The 18,224-nt window shown below is 60.8% G+C and carries 14 protein-coding genes; 5 read left to right on the forward strand and 9 right to left on the reverse strand.

What is annotated here, in order from left to right; genetic code table 11:
• Nucleotides 1–226: 226 nt before the first annotated feature.
• Genes entH through entC form a run of 5 tightly spaced genes read right to left on the reverse strand, consistent with a single transcriptional unit; the run spans nt 227 to nt 5,053 of the window.
• Complete coding sequence (gene entH, locus ABLV66_RS18425; protein ID WP_047049345.1) at nt 227–640, reverse strand: proofreading thioesterase EntH; 414 nt, start codon at nt 638–640, stop codon at nt 227–229.
• Nucleotides 641–1,396, reverse strand: a complete 756-nt coding sequence (entA, locus tag ABLV66_RS18430) for a 2,3-dihydro-2,3-dihydroxybenzoate dehydrogenase EntA (RefSeq protein WP_047077899.1) — start codon at nt 1,394–1,396, stop codon at nt 641–643.
• Nucleotides 1,396–2,247, reverse strand: a complete 852-nt coding sequence (gene entB, locus ABLV66_RS18435) for an enterobactin biosynthesis bifunctional isochorismatase/aryl carrier protein EntB (RefSeq protein WP_015367768.1) — start codon at nt 2,245–2,247, stop codon at nt 1,396–1,398. The genes entA and entB overlap by 1 nt, the downstream gene beginning before the upstream one ends.
• A gap of 13 nt (nt 2,248–2,260) precedes the next feature.
• Nucleotides 2,261–3,868 carry a (2,3-dihydroxybenzoyl)adenylate synthase EntE gene (gene entE / locus ABLV66_RS18440; RefSeq protein ID WP_047077900.1) on the reverse strand — a complete coding sequence of 536 codons (1,608 nt, stop codon included), beginning with the start codon at nt 3,866–3,868 and terminating at the stop codon, nt 2,261–2,263.
• 9 nt (nt 3,869–3,877) lie between these two features.
• Nucleotides 3,878–5,053, reverse strand: a complete 1,176-nt coding sequence (gene entC, locus ABLV66_RS18445; protein WP_047049358.1) for an isochorismate synthase EntC — start codon at nt 5,051–5,053, stop codon at nt 3,878–3,880.
• Nucleotides 5,054–5,240: 187 nt separating this feature from the next.
• Between entC and fepB the strand changes: the two genes are divergently transcribed.
• Both fepB and ABLV66_RS18455 read left to right on the forward strand, forming a co-directional pair.
• On the forward strand, nt 5,241–6,200 hold the full coding sequence (fepB, locus tag ABLV66_RS18450; RefSeq protein ID WP_047049361.1) for a Fe2+-enterobactin ABC transporter substrate-binding protein: 960 nt from the start codon (nt 5,241–5,243) through the stop codon (nt 6,198–6,200).
• A gap of 227 nt (nt 6,201–6,427) precedes the next feature.
• The gene (locus tag ABLV66_RS18455; protein ID WP_047049363.1) at nt 6,428–8,560 is read left to right on the forward strand and encodes a glycoside hydrolase family 18 protein; all 2,133 of its coding nucleotides are present in this window, start codon (nt 6,428–6,430) and stop codon (nt 8,558–8,560) included.
• A gap of 58 nt (nt 8,561–8,618) precedes the next feature.
• Here the strand turns inward: ABLV66_RS18455 and entS are convergent, their stop codons facing one another.
• Nucleotides 8,619–9,860 (reverse strand): enterobactin transporter EntS, encoded by a 1,242-nt coding sequence (entS, locus tag ABLV66_RS18460; RefSeq protein ID WP_045392871.1) that lies wholly within the window; start codon nt 9,858–9,860, stop codon nt 8,619–8,621.
• 112 nt (nt 9,861–9,972) lie between these two features.
• Here entS and fepD point away from each other — a divergent pair, with 112 nt between their 5' ends.
• Genes fepD through fepC form a run of 3 tightly spaced genes read left to right on the forward strand, consistent with a single transcriptional unit; the run spans nt 9,973 to nt 12,760 of the window.
• Nucleotides 9,973–10,980: a Fe(3+)-siderophore ABC transporter permease gene (gene fepD / locus ABLV66_RS18465; protein WP_348876268.1), complete on the forward strand. Its 1,008-nt coding sequence runs from the start codon at nt 9,973–9,975 to the stop codon at nt 10,978–10,980.
• The gene (fepG, locus tag ABLV66_RS18470) at nt 10,977–11,969 is read left to right on the forward strand and encodes an iron-enterobactin ABC transporter permease (RefSeq protein WP_315709661.1); all 993 of its coding nucleotides are present in this window, start codon (nt 10,977–10,979) and stop codon (nt 11,967–11,969) included. Before fepD ends, fepG begins: the two co-directional genes overlap by 4 nt.
• The gene (fepC, locus tag ABLV66_RS18475; protein WP_045381376.1) at nt 11,966–12,760 is read left to right on the forward strand and encodes an iron-enterobactin ABC transporter ATP-binding protein; all 795 of its coding nucleotides are present in this window, start codon (nt 11,966–11,968) and stop codon (nt 12,758–12,760) included. Before fepG ends, fepC begins: the two co-directional genes overlap by 4 nt.
• A 78-nt stretch (nt 12,761–12,838) precedes the next feature.
• On the opposite strand, the gene entF is transcribed toward fepC, so the two are convergent.
• From entF to fes, 3 genes are read right to left on the reverse strand one after another with little or no spacing between them, the layout of a single operon-like run.
• A complete protein-coding gene (entF, locus tag ABLV66_RS18480) occupies nt 12,839–16,720 on the reverse strand; it encodes an enterobactin non-ribosomal peptide synthetase EntF (RefSeq protein WP_348876269.1) in 3,882 nt (1,293 codons plus the stop codon).
• Between the two features lie 10 nt (nt 16,721–16,730).
• Nucleotides 16,731–16,934, reverse strand: a complete 204-nt coding sequence (locus ABLV66_RS18485) for an MbtH family protein (RefSeq protein ID WP_045392859.1) — start codon at nt 16,932–16,934, stop codon at nt 16,731–16,733.
• 3 nt (nt 16,935–16,937) lie between these two features.
• Nucleotides 16,938–18,158, reverse strand: coding sequence for an enterochelin esterase (fes, locus tag ABLV66_RS18490; RefSeq protein ID WP_049061779.1), 1,221 nt, complete (start codon nt 18,156–18,158; stop codon nt 16,938–16,940).
• Between the last annotated feature and the right edge of the window lie 66 nt (nt 18,159–18,224).

Consider the following 18,224-nt stretch of genomic DNA (forward strand, 5'->3'; position numbering starts at 1 on the left):
CCGCGGCGGAGATTTATCTCACATTGCTAGCGGGATCACTTAAGACAGGAAAATAAATGAAAGGATTACCGTGAACGGTGTCGTTTTTTTGTCGGGTGGCGGCCTCAAAACCCCCGGTGGCGCTACCGCTTACCGGGGCTACAGCGCTGTGCGATTTGCTAGCCCGGAGAAGGCGCCGATCCGTAGCCCGGCTCAGCGCAGCGCAAGCCGGGGAAATAGCGGCTTCTTAGCCTAGCACCGCGGTACCCAGACGACAGGTGCAGCAGCGCCGCCCCCTTTCGTCATACACCACAATTTCCCAGCTCTGACTCTGGCGGCCAAGATGCAGCGGTCGGCATTCGCCTCGTACTTTCCCGCTGGAGACCGGACGATGGTGGCTAGCGTTAAGCTCGGTGCCCACCACGCACTGCCCATCCTCGGTCATCAGCCAACCGGCCATCGAGCCCAGCGTCTCCGCCAGCGCCGCGGAAGCGCCGCCGTGCAGCAGGCCAAACGGCTGATGCGTGCGCGCATCCACCGGCATCTCCGCCTCCAGCAGCCCCTCTTCCAGCCGGGTGTAGACGATGCCAAGATGCGCCACCATGGTGTTTTCGCTACTGGCGTTCAATGCCGCAAGCGTGAGCTCTCGTTTCCAGGCCATTTACGCCCCCAGCGTCGAGCCGCCATCGACCACAATATCCTGCAGCGTGATATGGCTGGCGTGAGAAGAGGCGAGGAACAAAATGGTATTGGCGATCTCCTGCGGGCGGGCGATTTTGCCCAGCGGGATGCCAAGCTTAAACTGCTCGCCAAATCCGCGGATCCGCTGCTGTTCCGCATCGTCATTGACCCACAGAGTACGTTGCATGTCGGTATCGGTGGAGCCAGGCGACACCAGGTTGCAGCGTACGCCGCTGCCTGCCAGCTCAAGTCCGACGGTCAACGCCAGGCTTTTCAGCGCCGCTTTCGAAGCGCCATAGGCGCTCATGCCGATACGCGGCGTATGCGCGGCATCGGAAGCGACGGTGACGATCGCCCCGCCACGCTGACGACGGAACTGCGCCATCGTCTGCTGAAACAGATTAAACGCGCCGCCAACGTTCACCGCGAAGGTTTGCTGCCAGTCCTCCGCGCTCAGTTGATCTGTCGCGCCCATGCGCAAGATCCCGGCTGCATTCACCAGTACATCCAGTCGTTCGATGTCGTTGAGCAAACGCGTGCACACGTCACGTACCTGGTCGGCATCGGCGACGTCCAGCGTTTCGGTGGCAAACGGGTAGCCTTCGCCGGCAAAGGCAAGGTCGAAACCGGTGACGTTGGCCCCGGCCTCGACGAAAGCCAACGCGGTGGCATAGCCAATGCCTTTACCTGCGCCGGTCACCCACACGGTCTGACCGCGAAAATCCAGCGCCGCCATTATTTCACCTCGCGGGAGAGCAGCGCCCACCAGGCGTCGATGGTCGGATTCTTCGCCAGCATCACGAAGTCGATATCGCCGTGCACTTTGCGCCAGCGGGCGGCCAGCGCCATCATGCGCACCGAATCCAGGCCGTAGTCGATCAGGTTTTCATCATCCAGCGGTTCGTCGGATTCGTCGAGCAGCGGCAGGATCAGCGCGCGCAGCGCCGCTTTGGAGGCCGGCAGCGGCAGCAGCTCTTCGGTCATTACCACGCGTCCGGAACGGCCGGCGACGTATTTCAGCGCCATCAAATGTTCTTCGCGGCTGAAATCCGCCAGCGCGTCGGCGACAAAGAACGGTTTGATATCGCGCATAAAAGCATCTGTGGCGGTAGTCATGCAGCCGATATGGGCGTAAACGCCGGTGATGATCAGCTGGTCGCGGCCGGTCTCTTTCAGCATCTCTTCAAGCGGCGAGCGATGAAACGCGCTGTAGCGCCATTTCACCAGCACCGTATCCTGTTCATCCGGCGCCAGCGCGGCAATCACCTGCTGCTGTTCCGGCGAGCGGGTCAACCCCGGCCCCCACATATCATTCAACAGGGCGCGATCTTCATCGCTCTGCTCTTTCGGCTGGGCGGTGTAGTACACCGGAATACCGTTTTGTTTGCAGAAATCGCGCAGGGCGGCGATATTAGCCACCACTTTCTCCATCATCGCGCTGTTTTCGCCCCAGAAGTTGAGGAAATACTCCTGCATATCGTGGATCAGCAGCGCGGCGCGCGACGGCTCAAAGGCCCAGTTAACTTTGTTCGCCGGAATATCGCTGGCTTCCGGCAGCGCGTAAGCCTGTAATTTAGGGATTGCCATTTTCTGTTCTCCTTCAGCCCAGCTTGCCTTCGGCCAGCCACTGACGTAATTGTTTTTTATCGACTTTGCCCACCGGCGTCAGCGGCAGCGCGGCAACGCACTCCACGCGATCCGGCAATTTAAATTCGGCCACGCCCTGCTCGCGCAGAAAGCGACGTACCGCGACGGCGCGCAGCGGCGAGGTCACCACCAGATAAGCGCAGCTCTTCTCGCCGAGCAGATTGTCTTCAATGCTGACCAACGCGGCGTGGATCACCGCCTCATGACGCAGCAGCAGGTTTTCGATCTCTTCAGCGGCGATCTTCTCGCCGCCGCGGTTGATCTGATCTTTTTCCCGCCCCTGGACGGTGATATAGCCATCTTCATCGATCGAAATCAGATCGCCTGAGCAGTAAAATCCATCGGCATCAAAGGCTTCCGCGTTATGTTGCGGGCTGTTGTAGTAGCCGCGGAAGGTATAAGGGCCGCGGGTCATCAGACGGCCCACTTCGCCGCGCGGCAGCGGGTTGCCATCGGCATCCGCTACCCACACTTCGTCGTCCGGGCACATCGGGCAACCCTGGGTGTTGATAATTCGCTGCGGGCTATCGTTGAGGCGGGTGTAGTTAACCAGCCCCTCGGCCATGCCGAACACCTGCTGCAGCTGGCAGCCGATTTCCGCCGGGATACGCGCGGCGAGCGTCGCGGACAGGCGCGCTCCGCCAACCTGCAACAGCTGCAGCGATTGCAGTTGCGCGTTGCCGCCCCATTCATGAATAGCCTGCAGCCACAGGCTGACCGCCGGCGGCACCAGAGAAGCGACGTTTATCTGATGCTTTTCAATCAGCGGGAAACAGAGCGTGGCGCTCGGGTCGGCGGCGAGGATCACCCGGCCGCCGGCAAGAAAGACGCCCAGTGAGCCCGGCGAGCTCATCGCATAGTTGTGCGCCGCTGGCAATGCGTTGAGATAGCGCGTATCGGCGTTAATACCGCAGATCTCGTTGCTGCGGCGGATACTGTAGTCGTAATCGTTATGGGTTCGTGGGATAAGCTTCGGCGTCCCGGTACTGCCGCCGGAGAGCTGGAAAAAGGCGACTTCGTCAGCCGGCGTCGGATTGGCGACAAAGTTATCCGCCGTGCGGTTAATTTCCGTTGCCAGATCGCGTTCGCCGCCGTCGTTACGCAGCAGCGCGACGCGCAGCGAAGGATGCTCAGCGATAAAACCATTAAGGAAACTATCGTCAGCAAACAGCGCGTGCTCACGATCGGCAATCAGCAGCACCGGTTTAATCTGCGCGGCATAGGCGTTGAGTTCGCTGCGCTGGTGGCTAAACAAGGCGTTAACCGGAGCGACGCCGATACGCAGCAGCGCAAAGAAGGTAATGTAAAACTCAGCGACGTTGCCAAGCTGCACCAGCGCGGTTTCTCCGCGCTTGAGTCCCTGATGCTGCAGGGAGGACGCGAGGTTATCCACCAGCTGGTTAAACTGGCGGTAGCTAATCTGCCGCTCGCCGTCGATAATCGCCACGGCGTCATTTTGCGCATGACGGGTAATCAGATTGGTTAACGGCAGATCCTGCCAATAACCTTTTTGACGATAGCGGGCCGCAAACTCTTCCGGCCAACGGGTAAATGCAATCATCCTTGCCTCTTAATTCAAGCCAAATACGTTGAGCATGGTGGTCAATTTGACGCCGGTTTCGCGCCATTCGCCCAGCGGCGAGGAGGCCGGAACGATACCCGCACCGGCAAACAGGCGCAGCGAGCGTTGATGCAGGCGCGCGCAGCGGATGGTCACCACCCATTCGCCGTTGCCTTCGTCGTCGCACCAGCCGACGATGCCGCCAAACAGCTGGCGATCGAACGGTTCGAGCTCGGCTATCAGCCGCTTTGCCACCTGATGCGGGAAGCCGCTCAGCGCCGGAGTCGGATGCAGCAGACAGGCCAGCGACATGGCGTTTTCTTCCGCCAGCGCCGTACCTTCGATCGGCGTCGCCAGATGCCAGAGCGTCGGGGTGGTAATCAGCTGCGGCGATTCCGGTAGCGACAGCTGACTGCTGCGCGGGCCAAGCACGCTCTTCATCGCCTGCGTGACCAGATCATGCTCATGGCGATCTTTGCCTGACGCCAGCAGCTTGTTGCCCGCTTCCCGATCCAGCACATCGTCAGGCTGGCGGCGGGCGGAGCCGGCCAGCGGCAGAGAACTGAAGTGCAGCCCTTCTTTACGCAACAGCAGTTCCGGACTGGCGCCCAGCAGTACCCCGCCGTCTGACAACGGGACATGGAAGTTAAAGCTCGCCGGGTTCTGGGCGATCAGCCGTTCCAGCAGCGCGCCGCTATCGACCCGGTCGCGGGTAGTGATATCAATCAGCCTGGAGAGCACCACTTTGTCGACTTCGGGAGTCGCCGTCAGCGCGGCGGCACGTTCTACCATCGCCAGAAACTCGTCCTGCTCCGGGATCTCCTGACGATCGACAACATCCATAGCCTTGAGCGGCGCCGCGTAACGCGCGGACTGTTGTTTGTCGGTACGGGAGAAAGATTCCCAGCGTTCGGGGATATAGAGTTCGGAAGGCTGATTGGTGTCGAACGGGATCGCCCCGACCATGACCGGCTTGCGGATCCCCGCCGCGCGGGCTTCGGCAAATGCGGCCGCCATTTTCTGCTGAAACTCGCCGTTCAGCGAATCACCACCGACTGCAGGTTGGGAAAAACGGCTAAAACAGCCGGTGGTACTGAAGCTGCGGTACGGCGACATAAAGAAGAAGCTTTGCGGCGACAGGGTCTGCGTTTTTTCCTGTACATCCTCAGCCAGTGACGTTTCCATATCATCCTCCAAAAACGATAAAGATATTAAGAATAATTATCATTTATATTTTTGTTGGCTAACCTAAAAGGTATTGCTCTCCTTGTCAACCGCACAAACAGCAGGTTATGCGACTTAAACTTGCATCCGGGTTACACAAAGTTGAAAATGAGACGTATTTACTACAACTGACTCAGGATGCGAATTCGTGAATTTTGCCACTTTTTGCCGTCGTACTTTACTCGCCAGCGGGCTGTGCCTTTTAGGAATTACCTCAGCGCTGGCGGCGGACTGGCCGCGTCAGATCACCGACAGTCGCGGTACCCATACGCTGGAAAGCCAGCCGCTGCGCATAGTCTCAACCAGCGTCACCCTCACCGGTTCGTTGCTGGCTATTGATGCGCCGGTGGTCGCCAGCGGCGCGACCACGCCGAATAACCGCGTGGCCGATGCACAGGGCTTTCTGCGCCAGTGGGGCGATATCGCTAAAAAGCGCAAACTAGCGCGACTGTATATTGGCGAACCCAGCGCCGAAGCGGTAGCGGCGCAGATGCCGGATCTGATCCTGATTAGCGCCACCGGCGGCGATTCCGCGCTGGCGCTGTACGACCAGCTTTCGACTATCGCGCCGACCCTTATCATCAACTACGACGATAAAAGCTGGCAGACGCTTCTAACCCAATTGGGACATATTACCGGTCATGAAAAGCAGGCGGACGCGCGCATTGCCGAGTTCAATAAACAGCTCGTTTCGTTAAAAGAGAAACTGAAGTTGCCGCCGCAGCCGGTCACCGCGCTGGTTTATACCGCCGCGGCGCATAGCGCCAATATCTGGACGCCGGAATCAGCGCAGGGTCAGATGCTGGAACAGTTAGGCTTTAAGCTGGCGACACTGCCGGGTGGTCTGCACGCCAGCCAGAGCCAGGGTAAGCGTCACGATATCGTGCAGTTGGGCGGCGAAAACCTGGCCGCCGGAATTAACGGCGAAAGCCTGTTCCTGTTCGCCGGCGACGAGAAAGACGCCGGGGCAATTTACGCCAATCCGCTACTGGCGCATTTGCCAGCCGTTGCCGCAAAGCGCGTTTATCCGCTGGGGACGGAAACCTTCCGTCTTGACTACTACAGCGCCATGCTGGTGCTACAACGTTTATCGGCGCTCTTTGCCTGATTCTCTTCCCGGCCCTGGAGCCGGGATCTCATTTCACATCATCAACTACATCATCCTTTTGTTATAAAAGAACTTTTTATTGCCTTCCCCACTTGAGACCTCATCGGCGCCTCACGCGAATCATCATCGTTTGAGGTGTTGTTTTGTGATTAGCCATCGCCGCCGCGTTCCTCGAATATCTGCCTCACACCACTTGAGGTGGACATTCAACTCATAAGGAAATTACCGTGACGACAAGCAAATTGATTAAGGGCGATACCCTGACCGAAACCAGTAACGCTGCAGATGGTTTTAACCCGGCAACGGAAGTCAGCAACTACAGCTATACTTCGGACCGCGTCGCCAAACCGGTGTATAACAAATACAAAAGCGCAACCAACAAACCTAAAGTATTCGGTTATTACACCGACTGGTCTCAGTACGATGGCCGCCTGCAGGGCAGCGATGCGAAAGATAACCGCGGCCGCGGCTACGACCTGACTAACGTCTCCCCTACCGCTTACGATAAAATCATCGTTGGCTTCGTCGGCGTAACCGGCTTCCATAAAGTGGATGGTCAGTGGCGTGATGTGGTGGCAGAAGGGGCAGAGCAGTGCGGCAAAGTGAAATATGAACCGACCTTCCTTGATCCGTGGGGCGATTTCCAGTCTTACGTTAACGTTGGCCACAGCGTCAGCGGCTGGGATGTTGATCCGAAAACCGTAACCCAGACAAACACCAAAGGCCTGCTCGGCGGTCTGCGTGACCTGCAGGCGAAAGCCAAACAGCAGGGCCACAACCTGGTGCTGTCAATGAGCATCGGCGGCTGGACCATGAGCAACGGTTTCCATGAAACCGCGGCGTCGGATTCCGCCCGTAAAACCTTCGCCAAAGGCGTGGTGAAACTGTTCAAACAGTTCCCGATGTTCAGCGAAGTGGATATCGACTGGGAATACCCGAACGCCGAAGGCGCCGGTAACCCATACGGCCCGGAAGATGGCGATAATTACGCCCTGCTGATTGGTGAACTGCGTAAACAGCTCGATTCCGCCGGCCTGAGCGATGTCAAAATCTCCATTGCCAGCTCCGCGGTAGTAAAAACGTTTGGTTATTCCAACGTCAAAGCGCTGATGAATGCCGGTCTGTACGGCATCAACGTCATGACCTATGACTTCTTCGGCACCCCGTGGGCGGAAAGCATCACCCACCACACCAACCTGAAAGCCATTGAGCAAGGCGACTGGGCGATAAACACCATTGTTGAACACCTGCTGGCGGAAGGTTTCCCGGCTGAGCGCATCAACATCGGTTACGCCGGCTATACCCGTAACGGCCGCAATGCCGAGCTGGAATCGCTGTCGCCGCTGAAAGGCACCTATAACCCGGGTAACGGTACCACTGTCGGTACATTTGAATCCGGCACCAACGAATGGTATGACGTCATTTACAACTACCTGGACCTGGAAAACCAGAAAGGCCGTAACGGCTTCAACGTCTACACCGACCAGGTAGCTGATGCTGACTTCCTCTACAACCCGGAATCCAAACTCTTCATGTCGCTGGATACCCCGCGCACCGTCAAAGCCAAAGGCGAATACGCTGCCAGCCTGGGGCTGGGCGGTCTGTTTACCTGGACTATTGACCATGATAACGGCGTGCTGGTTAACGCCGCCCGTGAAGGTCTGGGGTATGAAATCGCTTCTGAAGTTATCGATATGGACCCGTTCTATTTCGAAGGCATCAACGTTGTGCCTGCTGATGAACAGGATGACGATAAGTCAGAAGATGAGCCAACCGAACCAACGGTAAACCATGCGCCGGAAGCGGCGATTGAAATGATGGTCGTAGGCGGCTCCCGCGTTCGCCTGTCCGGTGAAAAATCATCTGATGAAGATAGCGACGAGCTGAGCTACAGCTGGGGCGTGCCGGCAGCGATTGATGTCGCTGATAAAACCGCCGCGGTCATTGAGTTCGACGTACCGGAAGTCACCGCGGACACTGAATTTACTTTCACGCTGTTCGTTCGCGATACCTGGGGCGAACCGTCAACCCAGCAGCGCTTTATCCTCTCCGTGGTCGTGGCTTCCCAGAATGGCCAGAGCGATGACAAGCCAGCCGATGAGCCGGCTGATGAACCGGCTGACGACGAAAAAGATGCCGATGACGTGCCGGCAAAGGATGATGACGTTGTTCCTTCTGACGATGCCGCCGCGCCTTACCCGCAGTGGAATGCCAATACTGTTTATGGCGGCAACTGGGGTACCTTTGAAACCGTGAGCTGGAAAGGCCATAACTACCAGGTGAAATGGTGGTCTCAGGGCAACCAGCCGGACCTGAACTGCGGCCAGTTCGACGTCTGGAAAGATCTCGGCGCGTACTAAGTGTTATAAGTGAAGCCAGGCCCCGGAGTAATCCGGGGCCTTTTTGCTATTGTTGCATTTAACTTTCGCTGACCATCTCCGGACGCTGAAAACGGCGTAGCTCGCGCAATAAGCCAACCAGTAATATTCCCACAATCACCAGCGCCCAGCCGCTGGCGCTGGCCGAAGCCACCGGGGTCATTACCGCCCCTAACCCCCCCAGCAGCGCCGCGCCAATAGCATCGCCGGTCACGTTCTGCGCGGTCCACAGGCCATTAATGCGCCCCAGCATATTTTCCGGCGTTTGCGTCTGAATCAGCGTGTACTGCAGCAGCGAACTTATCGCGCTCAGCCAACCAAACAGCGCCAGACAGAGCGCGCCCAGCGCCCAGAACGGCATCACGCTGAATAGCGCAATCGCCACAAACGACCCCACCGTTGTCGTCAACATCAACGCCCCCGGCCTGGCGGTATGCGCCAGTTGTCCGCTGGTTAACGCACCCAGCGCCGCGCCAAGCGGAATGGCGGCGTACAACAGGCCAATCTGCGAATTTGACATCTGCCAGCCCTCCGCCAGCGCCGGATAAAGCACCCGCACCGCGCTGGCCATCGTCAACAGGCCGCCGAGCAGCGCAATACCGCCAATAAGCGGGCTATTAAAGAGAAATTTAAGCCCCGCCAGCAGAGATTTCAGCGGATGCTCGCGCGGCTGCGGCGGCGGAGGCAGCAGCGGCAGACGCAGCAGCGTCAGGGTGGTAATGAACGTCCCCGCCGCCGCCAGGCCATAGTTCCAGGCCACGCCGCCGGTCGCCAGCAGCAACCCGCCGATCATCGGCGATATCACCGAACCGAGACGCACGGTCAACATGGTGATCGCCCCGGCTTGCATCAGGTTTTCGCGGCCCACCAACGCCGGCGTCGCCGCCAGCAGCGCGGTCACCCCTAAGGAGGCGAAGAAGCCATCCCAAATCCCCAGCAGGTAAATGGCCGCCAGCGACGGTTCCGGCAGCATGGCGTTCAGGCACAGGCCGACGAAGCCCACGCCGCAGGTGCCACGCGCCAGCAGGATCAGGTGTTTACGCTCATAACGGTCGGCCAGCACGCCGCCAACCATCAGCCCAACGAACATCGAACAACCGGTCAGCATTACCGACAGTCCGACCTGCCAGGTCGAGTGGGTCATTGTCTGGATTTGAACCGGGATCGCCACGCCTAGCAGGCCAAGCGACAGGATCGAGATAAAGCGAGCGATAAAGACGGCGCGGAACGCCGGATGGGTGCGCAGGAGGCTGACATCAAGCAGCCGGGAAGGTCGATTCATGCAAGGGCCTTGTCGTTATTTTTCATACCATTTTTATGGTTTCTCATGGTAACATACCTGAATAAAATCGATAACGATAATTACTATCATTATCATATCAGGGATTTGAACTATGTCGTTTTCTACGACCACGGTGCGCGCCGTCGCCGTGCCGGGTCTCTTGTTACTTTTGGCTCTTGCGATTGCGCTCAGCCTGCTTATCGGCGCCAAACCGTTGCCGCCTTCGGTGATTATCGATGCCTTTTCCGGCAGTTGTCAGAGCGCCGACTGTACCATCGTACTGGATGCCCGCCTGCCGCGTACGCTGGCCGGATTGCTGGCCGGCTGCGCGCTTGGCCTCGCCGGCGCGCTAATGCAAACCCTCACCCGTAACCCGTTGGCCGACCCGGGCCTGCTCGGCGTCAACTCCGGCGCCAGCTTCGCCATCGTGCTCGGCGCGGCGCTGTTCGGCATAACATCGCCGCAGGAGCAGTTGCTGATGGCCTTCTGCGGAGCCTTCGCCGCGTCGCTACTGGTCGCGTTTACCGGCAGCCGGGGCGGCGGCCAGCTCAGCCCGGTGCGCCTGACCCTCGCGGGCGTGGCGCTGGCGGCGGTACTGGAAGGTTTATCTAACGGCATCGCCCTGCTCAACCCGGACGTGTATGACCAGCTGCGCTTCTGGCAGGCCGGCTCGCTGGATATTCGCACCCTGCAAACGCTGAAAATAGTCCTGCTGCCGGTGCTGATTGCCGCCGTGGTAACCCTGTTTCTTAGCCGGGCGCTGAACAGCCTGAGCCTCGGCGCCGACACCGCCACCGCGCTCGGTAGCCGGGTCGCACGTACCCAATTGATCGGCCTGCTGGCGATCACCGTCCTGTGCGGCAGCGCGACGGCGCTGGTCGGCCCTATCGCCTTTATCGGCCTGATGATGCCGCATATGGCGCGCTGGCTGGTGGGGGCGGATCACCGCTGGTCATTGCCGGTTACGCTGCTCGCCACCCCTGCCCTGTTGCTGTTTGCCGACGTGATTGGCCGCCTGTTGGTGCCTGGTGAACTGCGCGTTTCGGTGGTCAGCGCCTTTATCGGCGCGCCGGTGCTGATCTGGCTGGTTCGCCGTCAGCCGCGAGGAGGTGCGCTGTGATAGCTCCCTCCCGCCGCCTGATTTTCTGCTGCCTGCTGCTGATTTTCGCGAGCTTGCTGGTGTCCCTGTTCGGTCTGGGTAATGGCCTGGTGCCGCTCAGCACTGAACAGGTGATTTCCGCGCTACTCGGCGACGCACCGCGCAGCGTCAGCATGGTGGTCACCGAATGGCGACTGCCGCGCGTGCTGATGGCGCTGCTTATCGGCGCCGGGCTTGGCGTCAGCGGCGCCATTTTTCAGTCATTGATGCGTAATCCGCTGGGTAGCCCGGACGTAATGGGTTTCAACACCGGCGCCTGGAGCGGCGTGCTGGTAGCGATGGTGATGTTCGGCCAGAACCTAACCGCCATCGCGCTGGCGGCGATGCTCGGCGGCGTGCTGACCTCGCTGGTGGTGTGGCTACTGGCGTGGCGCAACGGCATAGAAACCTTCCGCCTGATCATTATCGGCATCGGCGTGCGCGCCATGCTGGTGGCATTCAATACCTGGCTGCTGCTGCGCGCGTCGCTTGAGACCGCCCTTTCCGCCGGATTGTGGAATGCCGGTTCGCTCAACGGCCTGACGTGGGGCAAAACCTGGCCTTCGGCGCCGCTTATCCTGTTGATGTTGGCGTGCAGCGCCCTACTGGCGCGGCGGATGCGGCTGCTGGAGATGGGCGACGATACCGCCTGCGCGCTGGGGGTTCGGGTCGAACGTTCGCGCCTGCTGCTGATGCTGGTGGCGGTGTTGCTGACCGCTTCCGCCACCGCGCTGGCCGGGCCTATTTCTTTCGTCGCGCTGGTCGCGCCGCATATCGCCCGGCGGATAAGCGGCACCGCGCGCTGGGGGTTAACCCAGTCGGCGCTGTGCGGCGCGCTGCTGCTGGCGCTGGCCGATTACTGCGCTCAGCGCCTGTTCATGCCTTATCAGTTACCGGTCGGGGTGGTCACCGTCAGCCTTGGCGGTATCTACCTCATCGCGTTATTAATTCAGGAGTCCCGCAAAAAATGACCGCTGTCACCTCCCGTTTGCGCGGCGACCAGTTGACCCTGGCCTACGGTAAAAAGACCATCGCCGAATCGCTGAACGTCACAATTCCTGACGGCCATTTTACGGCGATTATCGGCCCCAACGGCTGCGGTAAATCAACCCTGCTGCGCACCCTCAGCCGCCTGATGACACCGTCCAGCGGACACGTTTATCTCGACGGCGAACAGATCCAACGCTACGCCAGCAAAGAGGTGGCGAAGCGGATCGGCCTGCTGGCGCAGAATGCCACCACGCCCGGCGATATCACCGTACAGGAGCTGGTGGCGCGCGGGCGCTATCCGCACCAACCGATGTTTACCCGTTGGCGTAAAGAGGACGAAGCAGCGGTAAATAACGCGATGCGGGCGACGGGTATTGTCGACCTCGCGCTGCAGAGCGTGGATACCCTCTCCGGCGGCCAGCGCCAGCGGGCGTGGATTGCAATGGTACTGGCGCAGGAGACGGCGATTATGCTGCTTGATGAGCCGACGACCTGGCTTGATATCAGCCATCAGATCGACCTGCTGGAACTGTTAAGCGAGCTGAATCGCGAGAAGGGATATACGCTGGCGGCGGTACTGCACGATCTCAATCAGGCCTGTCGTTACGCCACCCATCTGATCGCCCTGCGCGACGGTAAGATCGTCGCCGAAGGCGCGCCGAAAGAGATCGTCACGGCGGATCTGATTGAGCGTATCTACGGCCTGCGCTGCACGATCATCGAGGATCCGGTGGCGCATACGCCGCTGGTGGTGCCGCTGGGACGCCGATAATCTTTTCTTTACCATCGCATCCCCGGCTTGCGCTGCGCTGAGCCGGGCTACCAAAAACGGGTAGCCCGAGCTCTACCGTTACCCCAGAATCTCCCGCACTACCGGGCCTATCGCTTCAAAGGCCTGCGGCGAGATAATCTCGACGTGGGCGCAGTTCTGGCTGAACACCTCCAGCTCGCCAACCCACGGCCCCCATGCGACCTGCGGATCCATCCCTTTCTGGCGCGTTTTCTCCGCCACAAATAGCGTTGCCTTACCGTCAAACTTCGCGCTGTGCGCGGTCGTCAACAGGCGCACCGCATCGGCGTAGTTACCTTCAATCGCGCTGAACAGCTCGCCGGAAGCCTGCCCCTGCTGTGCGGCGAGAAACGCTTCGCGCTCGCGGGCGATTTCCGCCAGCACTTCGGGATCCAGACCGTTCGCCTCTTTCTCCGCCCAGTTTTGCGTCTCCGGCGGCCAGGTATCGAGCAGGCCAAGGAACGCCACCTCTTCGCCGCGCTGGCGTAAACGGGCGGCAATCCCCTGCGCCAGCGTTCCGCCGAGCGAATAGCCAAACAGATAGTAAGGCCCATGCGGCTGCTGCGCTAAAAGCGTGCGCAGATGATGCTCGCAGACCTCGTCGAGGTTGGCGGCGGAGGCCATTGGCCCCGTCGGACGCGGCGACTGAATTCCGGTAATCGACCAGCGCGGGCTAAGATAACGCGCCAGCACGCTGAACTGCCAGGCAAAACCGGAAGCCGGATGGAAGCAGAACAGCGTCGGACCATCGCTCTCGCGCAGCGGCAACAGCGCATCAAAGCCCAGGCGCTGCGCCTGCTCGTCGCTCAGGTCGGAAGCCAGCAATGCGCTCAGCTTGCCGACCGTCGAAGCGACCATCACCTGCCCCGGCGTCACCTGCCGCGCCAGCTCGCGGCTAATCTGCGCCGCCAGCCGCATCGCCAGCAGCGAATGGCCGCCGAGGGCGAAGAAATCGGCGTCGATATCATTTACCTCGCAGCCCAGCAGTTGGCTGAACGCCGCGGCAACGGTCATTTCGGTAGCCGATTGCGGCGGGCGACCGCTGCGCTCGCTGCTTAAGGAGGGGAGCGGTAGCGCTTTACGGTCCAGCTTACCGTTGGCGCTGAGCGGGAAGGATTCCAGTTGGATCAGCACCACCGGCACCATGTGCGGCGGCAGCTGTTCGCTAAGACGCGCCTTCAGCGCCGCCACGTCCAACGGCTGGCCGGACTCGCTCACCAGATAACCGACGAGCTGACGGGCATCGCCGCCGGTGGCCGCGGCCTGATTGAAGACGCAGGCGTGGCACACCGCCTGCGCGACGTCCGGCAGCGCCGCCATCACCCGGTCGATCTCGCCAAGCTCAATGCGCTGGCCGCGAATTTTCAACTGATCGTCGCTGCGGCCAAGATACTCTACCGCCCCGTTATCCAGCCAGCGCGCCACATCGCCGGTGCGGTACATGCGCTCGCCGGGAGCAAACGGGTCGGCAATAAAGCGGCTGGCGGTCAGATCCGGGCGCCCCATATAACCCTGCGCCAGCTGAATGCCCGTTAAGTACAAATCACCCGCCACGCCCGGCGGCACCGGGCGCATGGCGGCATCAAGAATACGTAATCCAGTGTTCCATACCGGCCAACCGATGGGCACGCTGTTGCCGGTGACCGCCGCCAGCTCTGGCCCACAGGCGGGATACCAGCTGACATCCACCGCCGCTTCCGTCGGTCCGTACAGGTTATGCAGCGGCGCGCCGGTTAAGCGTTCCCATTCGCGACACAGTTCCGTCGGCAGCGCTTCGCCGCTGCAGAAAACGCGTTTTAGCGTCCGGCAGGACGACACATTATCGCTATCCAGCGAGGCAACAAACGCCGCCAGCATCGACGGAACAAAGTGGGTGGTGGTCACGCCGTACTGCGCGAAGAACCGCTGCATCGCCTGCGGATCGCGATGCGCCTCCGGCGCCGCCATCACCAACTGCGCGCCGGTCATAAACGGCCACCAGAACTCCCATACCGAGACATCAAAGCTGCACGGCGTCTTCTGCGCCACCACATCGGCGGCGGTTAACGGATAGTGATTTTGCATCCACAGCAGGCGGTTCACGATGGCGGTCTGGCCGACCATCACCCCTTTCGGCCGCCCGGTGGAGCCGGAGGTGAAGATGATATAGGCGGTATGTTCCGGTTTTGACAGCGCCAGCGGCGTATCATCTTCAGCGGCCAGCGGCTGCTGATAACACAAGCTGCTCAGCCCAGGAATATCGCTAAAACGGGCCAGTTGATCGTCAGAGGTAATCAGCAGCGAAGGCCGCGCATCTTCCAGCATCATCCGCAGACGGTCATCCGGGTAGCCGGTGTCCAGCGGCAGCCAGGCGGCGCCGGCTTCGACAATGCCGTGCAGCGCCAGCGTCAGGAACACCGAACGCGGTAAGGCAACCGCCACGCTATCCCCCGGCTTCACGCCGCGTTGCCGCAGCAGGTTGGCCAGCGCCACCACCTGCTGGCGCATTTCGCGGTAGCTAAAGCGCCAGTTGGCATCCGCCAGCGCCGGGGCATCCGGCGTTTTCCGCGCCTGTTCCGCCACCAGCGCGCTGAGGGTGGTGGTCGGCAGCGGCATCGCGGTATTGTTGATCAATGCCAGCTGCGCGCCTTCTTCCGCCGACAGCATCTCCGCTTCGCCGCAGCGCAGCGCCGGATTGGCGGCAAACTGCGCCAGTAACGATGTCAGACGCGATACGTGGCGGTTCAGCGTCGCCTCATCGTAGCGTGCTTTGTTGGCGAGGATCTCCAGCGACAGGCCGCCGCGTTCGTCCGGGAACAGTGCCAGCTCGAGGTCATTCACCGGGCCGGTGGCGAGGGTATGCGTCTGCGCCTGCACGCCGTCGATATCCAACTGGTAATCAAAGACTTTGATGTTCAGCACCGGGCCGAACAGCGGTTCGTCGCCCGCCGCTTTGCCGCTATCGCGGACAATTTGCTCAGCATCGTAGCGCTGATGGCGGCGCATTTTTTTCAGCTGCCCGGAGAGTCGCGTCGCCAGCTGCGCCAGCGTCTCCTGCGCGTCGATATTCACCGCCAGCGGCAGTACGTTGAGTACCGGGCCGGTAGCGGTCAGCGCCGCCGATCCCATGCGGCGCATAAAGATAAAGCCCGCCGCGTAATCCATGCAGCCGCACAACCGTCCCAGCCATAACGTCGTCAGCGCCAGCGCCAAATCGGCGCGCTGGCACTGCGGCGCGCTGGCGGCGAGCTGGCTGAAGATAGCCGGATCGGCCTCCAGTTTCAGGCGCCAGATATCACTGCTGGTCGCCCGCCCGGCCAGCGGCGCGTCAGATAGCGAAGCCGGAGACGGCAACGCCTGACGCTGCGCCTGCCAGAAGGCTTTATCGCGCTGCCACGCCTCGCTGCCGTAGTAGCGCTGATACTCTTCCACCACCTCGGCGAACGAGGTAAACGGTGAATCCGGCGTCTCTTCCCCGCGTTGCCAGGCGCGATAAATCGCGGCGATCTGGCGGGTAATGGCCGGGAAGCTAAAGCCATCAACCAGCAAATGGTGATAGCGCTGATACCAGTACCAGCAATCGTCGCCAACGCGCATGAGCTGATGGCAGACCAGCGGATTACCGCTATCGACACGCAGATTCTGCCCGAGATCGCTTTGCATCAGGGCCAGCGCGGCCATGTGCGGATCGGCCTGCTGGCGCAGGTCGACGTTTTGCGGCTCGGCAAACTCGCGCGCGTCATCAACCCACTGCCACGCTTCGCCGTTATCTTCGCAAAAGCGCATGCTCAGGGTATCGGCCTGCTTAAGCCCGGCGACGATAGCCTTACTCAGCAGCGCCGAATCGAGATTGCCGCGCAGTTCAACATAGTGGGCAACGCTCCAGGCGCCGGGTAGCGTAGAAAGGCGTTCAGCCATCCAAATCCCCGGCTGCGCCGCAACCAGCGGTAAACGTGTACTCATCGAAAGCTCCTCAGGAGGCGTAGTGCGCTGGAATAAGGGTTGACCAGTTGGCGGCAAGCCAGGCGTTACAGGCCTCTAATGACTGCGGCGGACACTCCACCGTCCAGCCTGTCGGCAGCGCGCAGTGATGCGGCCACAGGCTAAATTGCCCCTGTGCGTTGCGCAGAATGTAAAACTGCCCTTGGGGATTATCGAAGGGGTTGCTGAATTGCATCTCTCACTCCTCGTTAAGCGCGTGTTGTTGCCCGCGGCGCAAAGACTGCCACAGCTGGATAAGCCCGGACGTCAGCCCGCCGCGCCAGCATAGCGCGTCATGCCCGCCGTCAACCTGGCGCCAGAAAATGGACGGCGTGGTCTGCCGCAGCTGCGCGAAAAGCGCCTGGTTGGCGCGAAAAATAATCGGTTCGCGCACGCCGGCTTCCAGCCAGATACGCAGCCCCTGCGGCCGAAGTTCGCCGCGCTGCAGTTGTTCAAGTATCACCCCCGGCTGGCTACTGCCGCGCTGCGGCCACCAGTACGACCCCGACTGGCTCAGGACGCAGCCAAAACGCTGCGGCCAGTGGAGCGCGGCATACATCGCCGCCAGACCGCCAAAGCTCTGCCCCGCCACTACCGTCCGGTCGGCGCGATCGCTGAATGGCGCCACGGCGTGCACCTGCGGCAGCAGTTCTTCCTGTACCGCCAGCCAGAAATCACGGTTGCAGGGCAGCTCGACGCTGCGGTGTTGATTGTCGATAACGTCGATCAGCACATAGACCGCCGGCGGTAGGCGGCCTTCCCGCGTCAGTCCCGCCAACGGCGCAAAAATCGGCATGCTTTCGGCCCAGAACTGGCCGTCAAGCAGGACCGCCAGCGGGCGATCCGTCCCACTGCCGGTGGTGTAAATCCACACTCGTCGCTGGTTACCTAATCGCTGGCTGCGCCATTCAATACAGCGCGGCGCAGGCGAAACCGGCTCGCGATAATGCCAACCCGGCTGTTCCGGCGCCTGCGGCAGTTCCAGCGCCGAGACCGCGTGGCCGCGTCCCCCCTTCCAGCTTTGCGGATTGCGGGGATCGGCAATCGCCCGCGGCAGCAGTTTGCGCCAGCCTTCGCGCAGCAGCGCGCGGTCCGGCGCTTCACCGTTAAAAAGCTGTGGGGAAAAATCGTCGTCGCGTTCGGAGGGAATAAAACAGTAGCTGCCGCGCCAGCTGGCGGGGAGCGTGGTTTGCCAGCGCCAGGCATCGGTACCGGGGATGCGCTGCAGGGTTTGCGGCGCCGCGTTGTGGTGATGATCGGTGACGCCGGTAATGTAAATCCACACCCGCCGAATCGGCGACGTGGTTTCGCTGCCGGCCGGATCGCGCCACCAGAAGGTCACCCGATATGCGTCGCCCAGCGCCTCAGTCTGCGGGCCGGCGATCCCCCGCCACCAGTCATCACTTCCCGTTATTTGCATTCCGTCAGTAACCCTATGTTTACCGTGATTTTTATCAACAAAGGTAATATTTATTGATAATATTAT

The sequence above is a fragment of the Klebsiella sp. CN_Kp073 genome, from assembly GCF_040065495.2.
Taxonomy (GTDB): Bacteria; Pseudomonadota; Gammaproteobacteria; order Enterobacterales; family Enterobacteriaceae; genus Klebsiella; species Klebsiella aerogenes.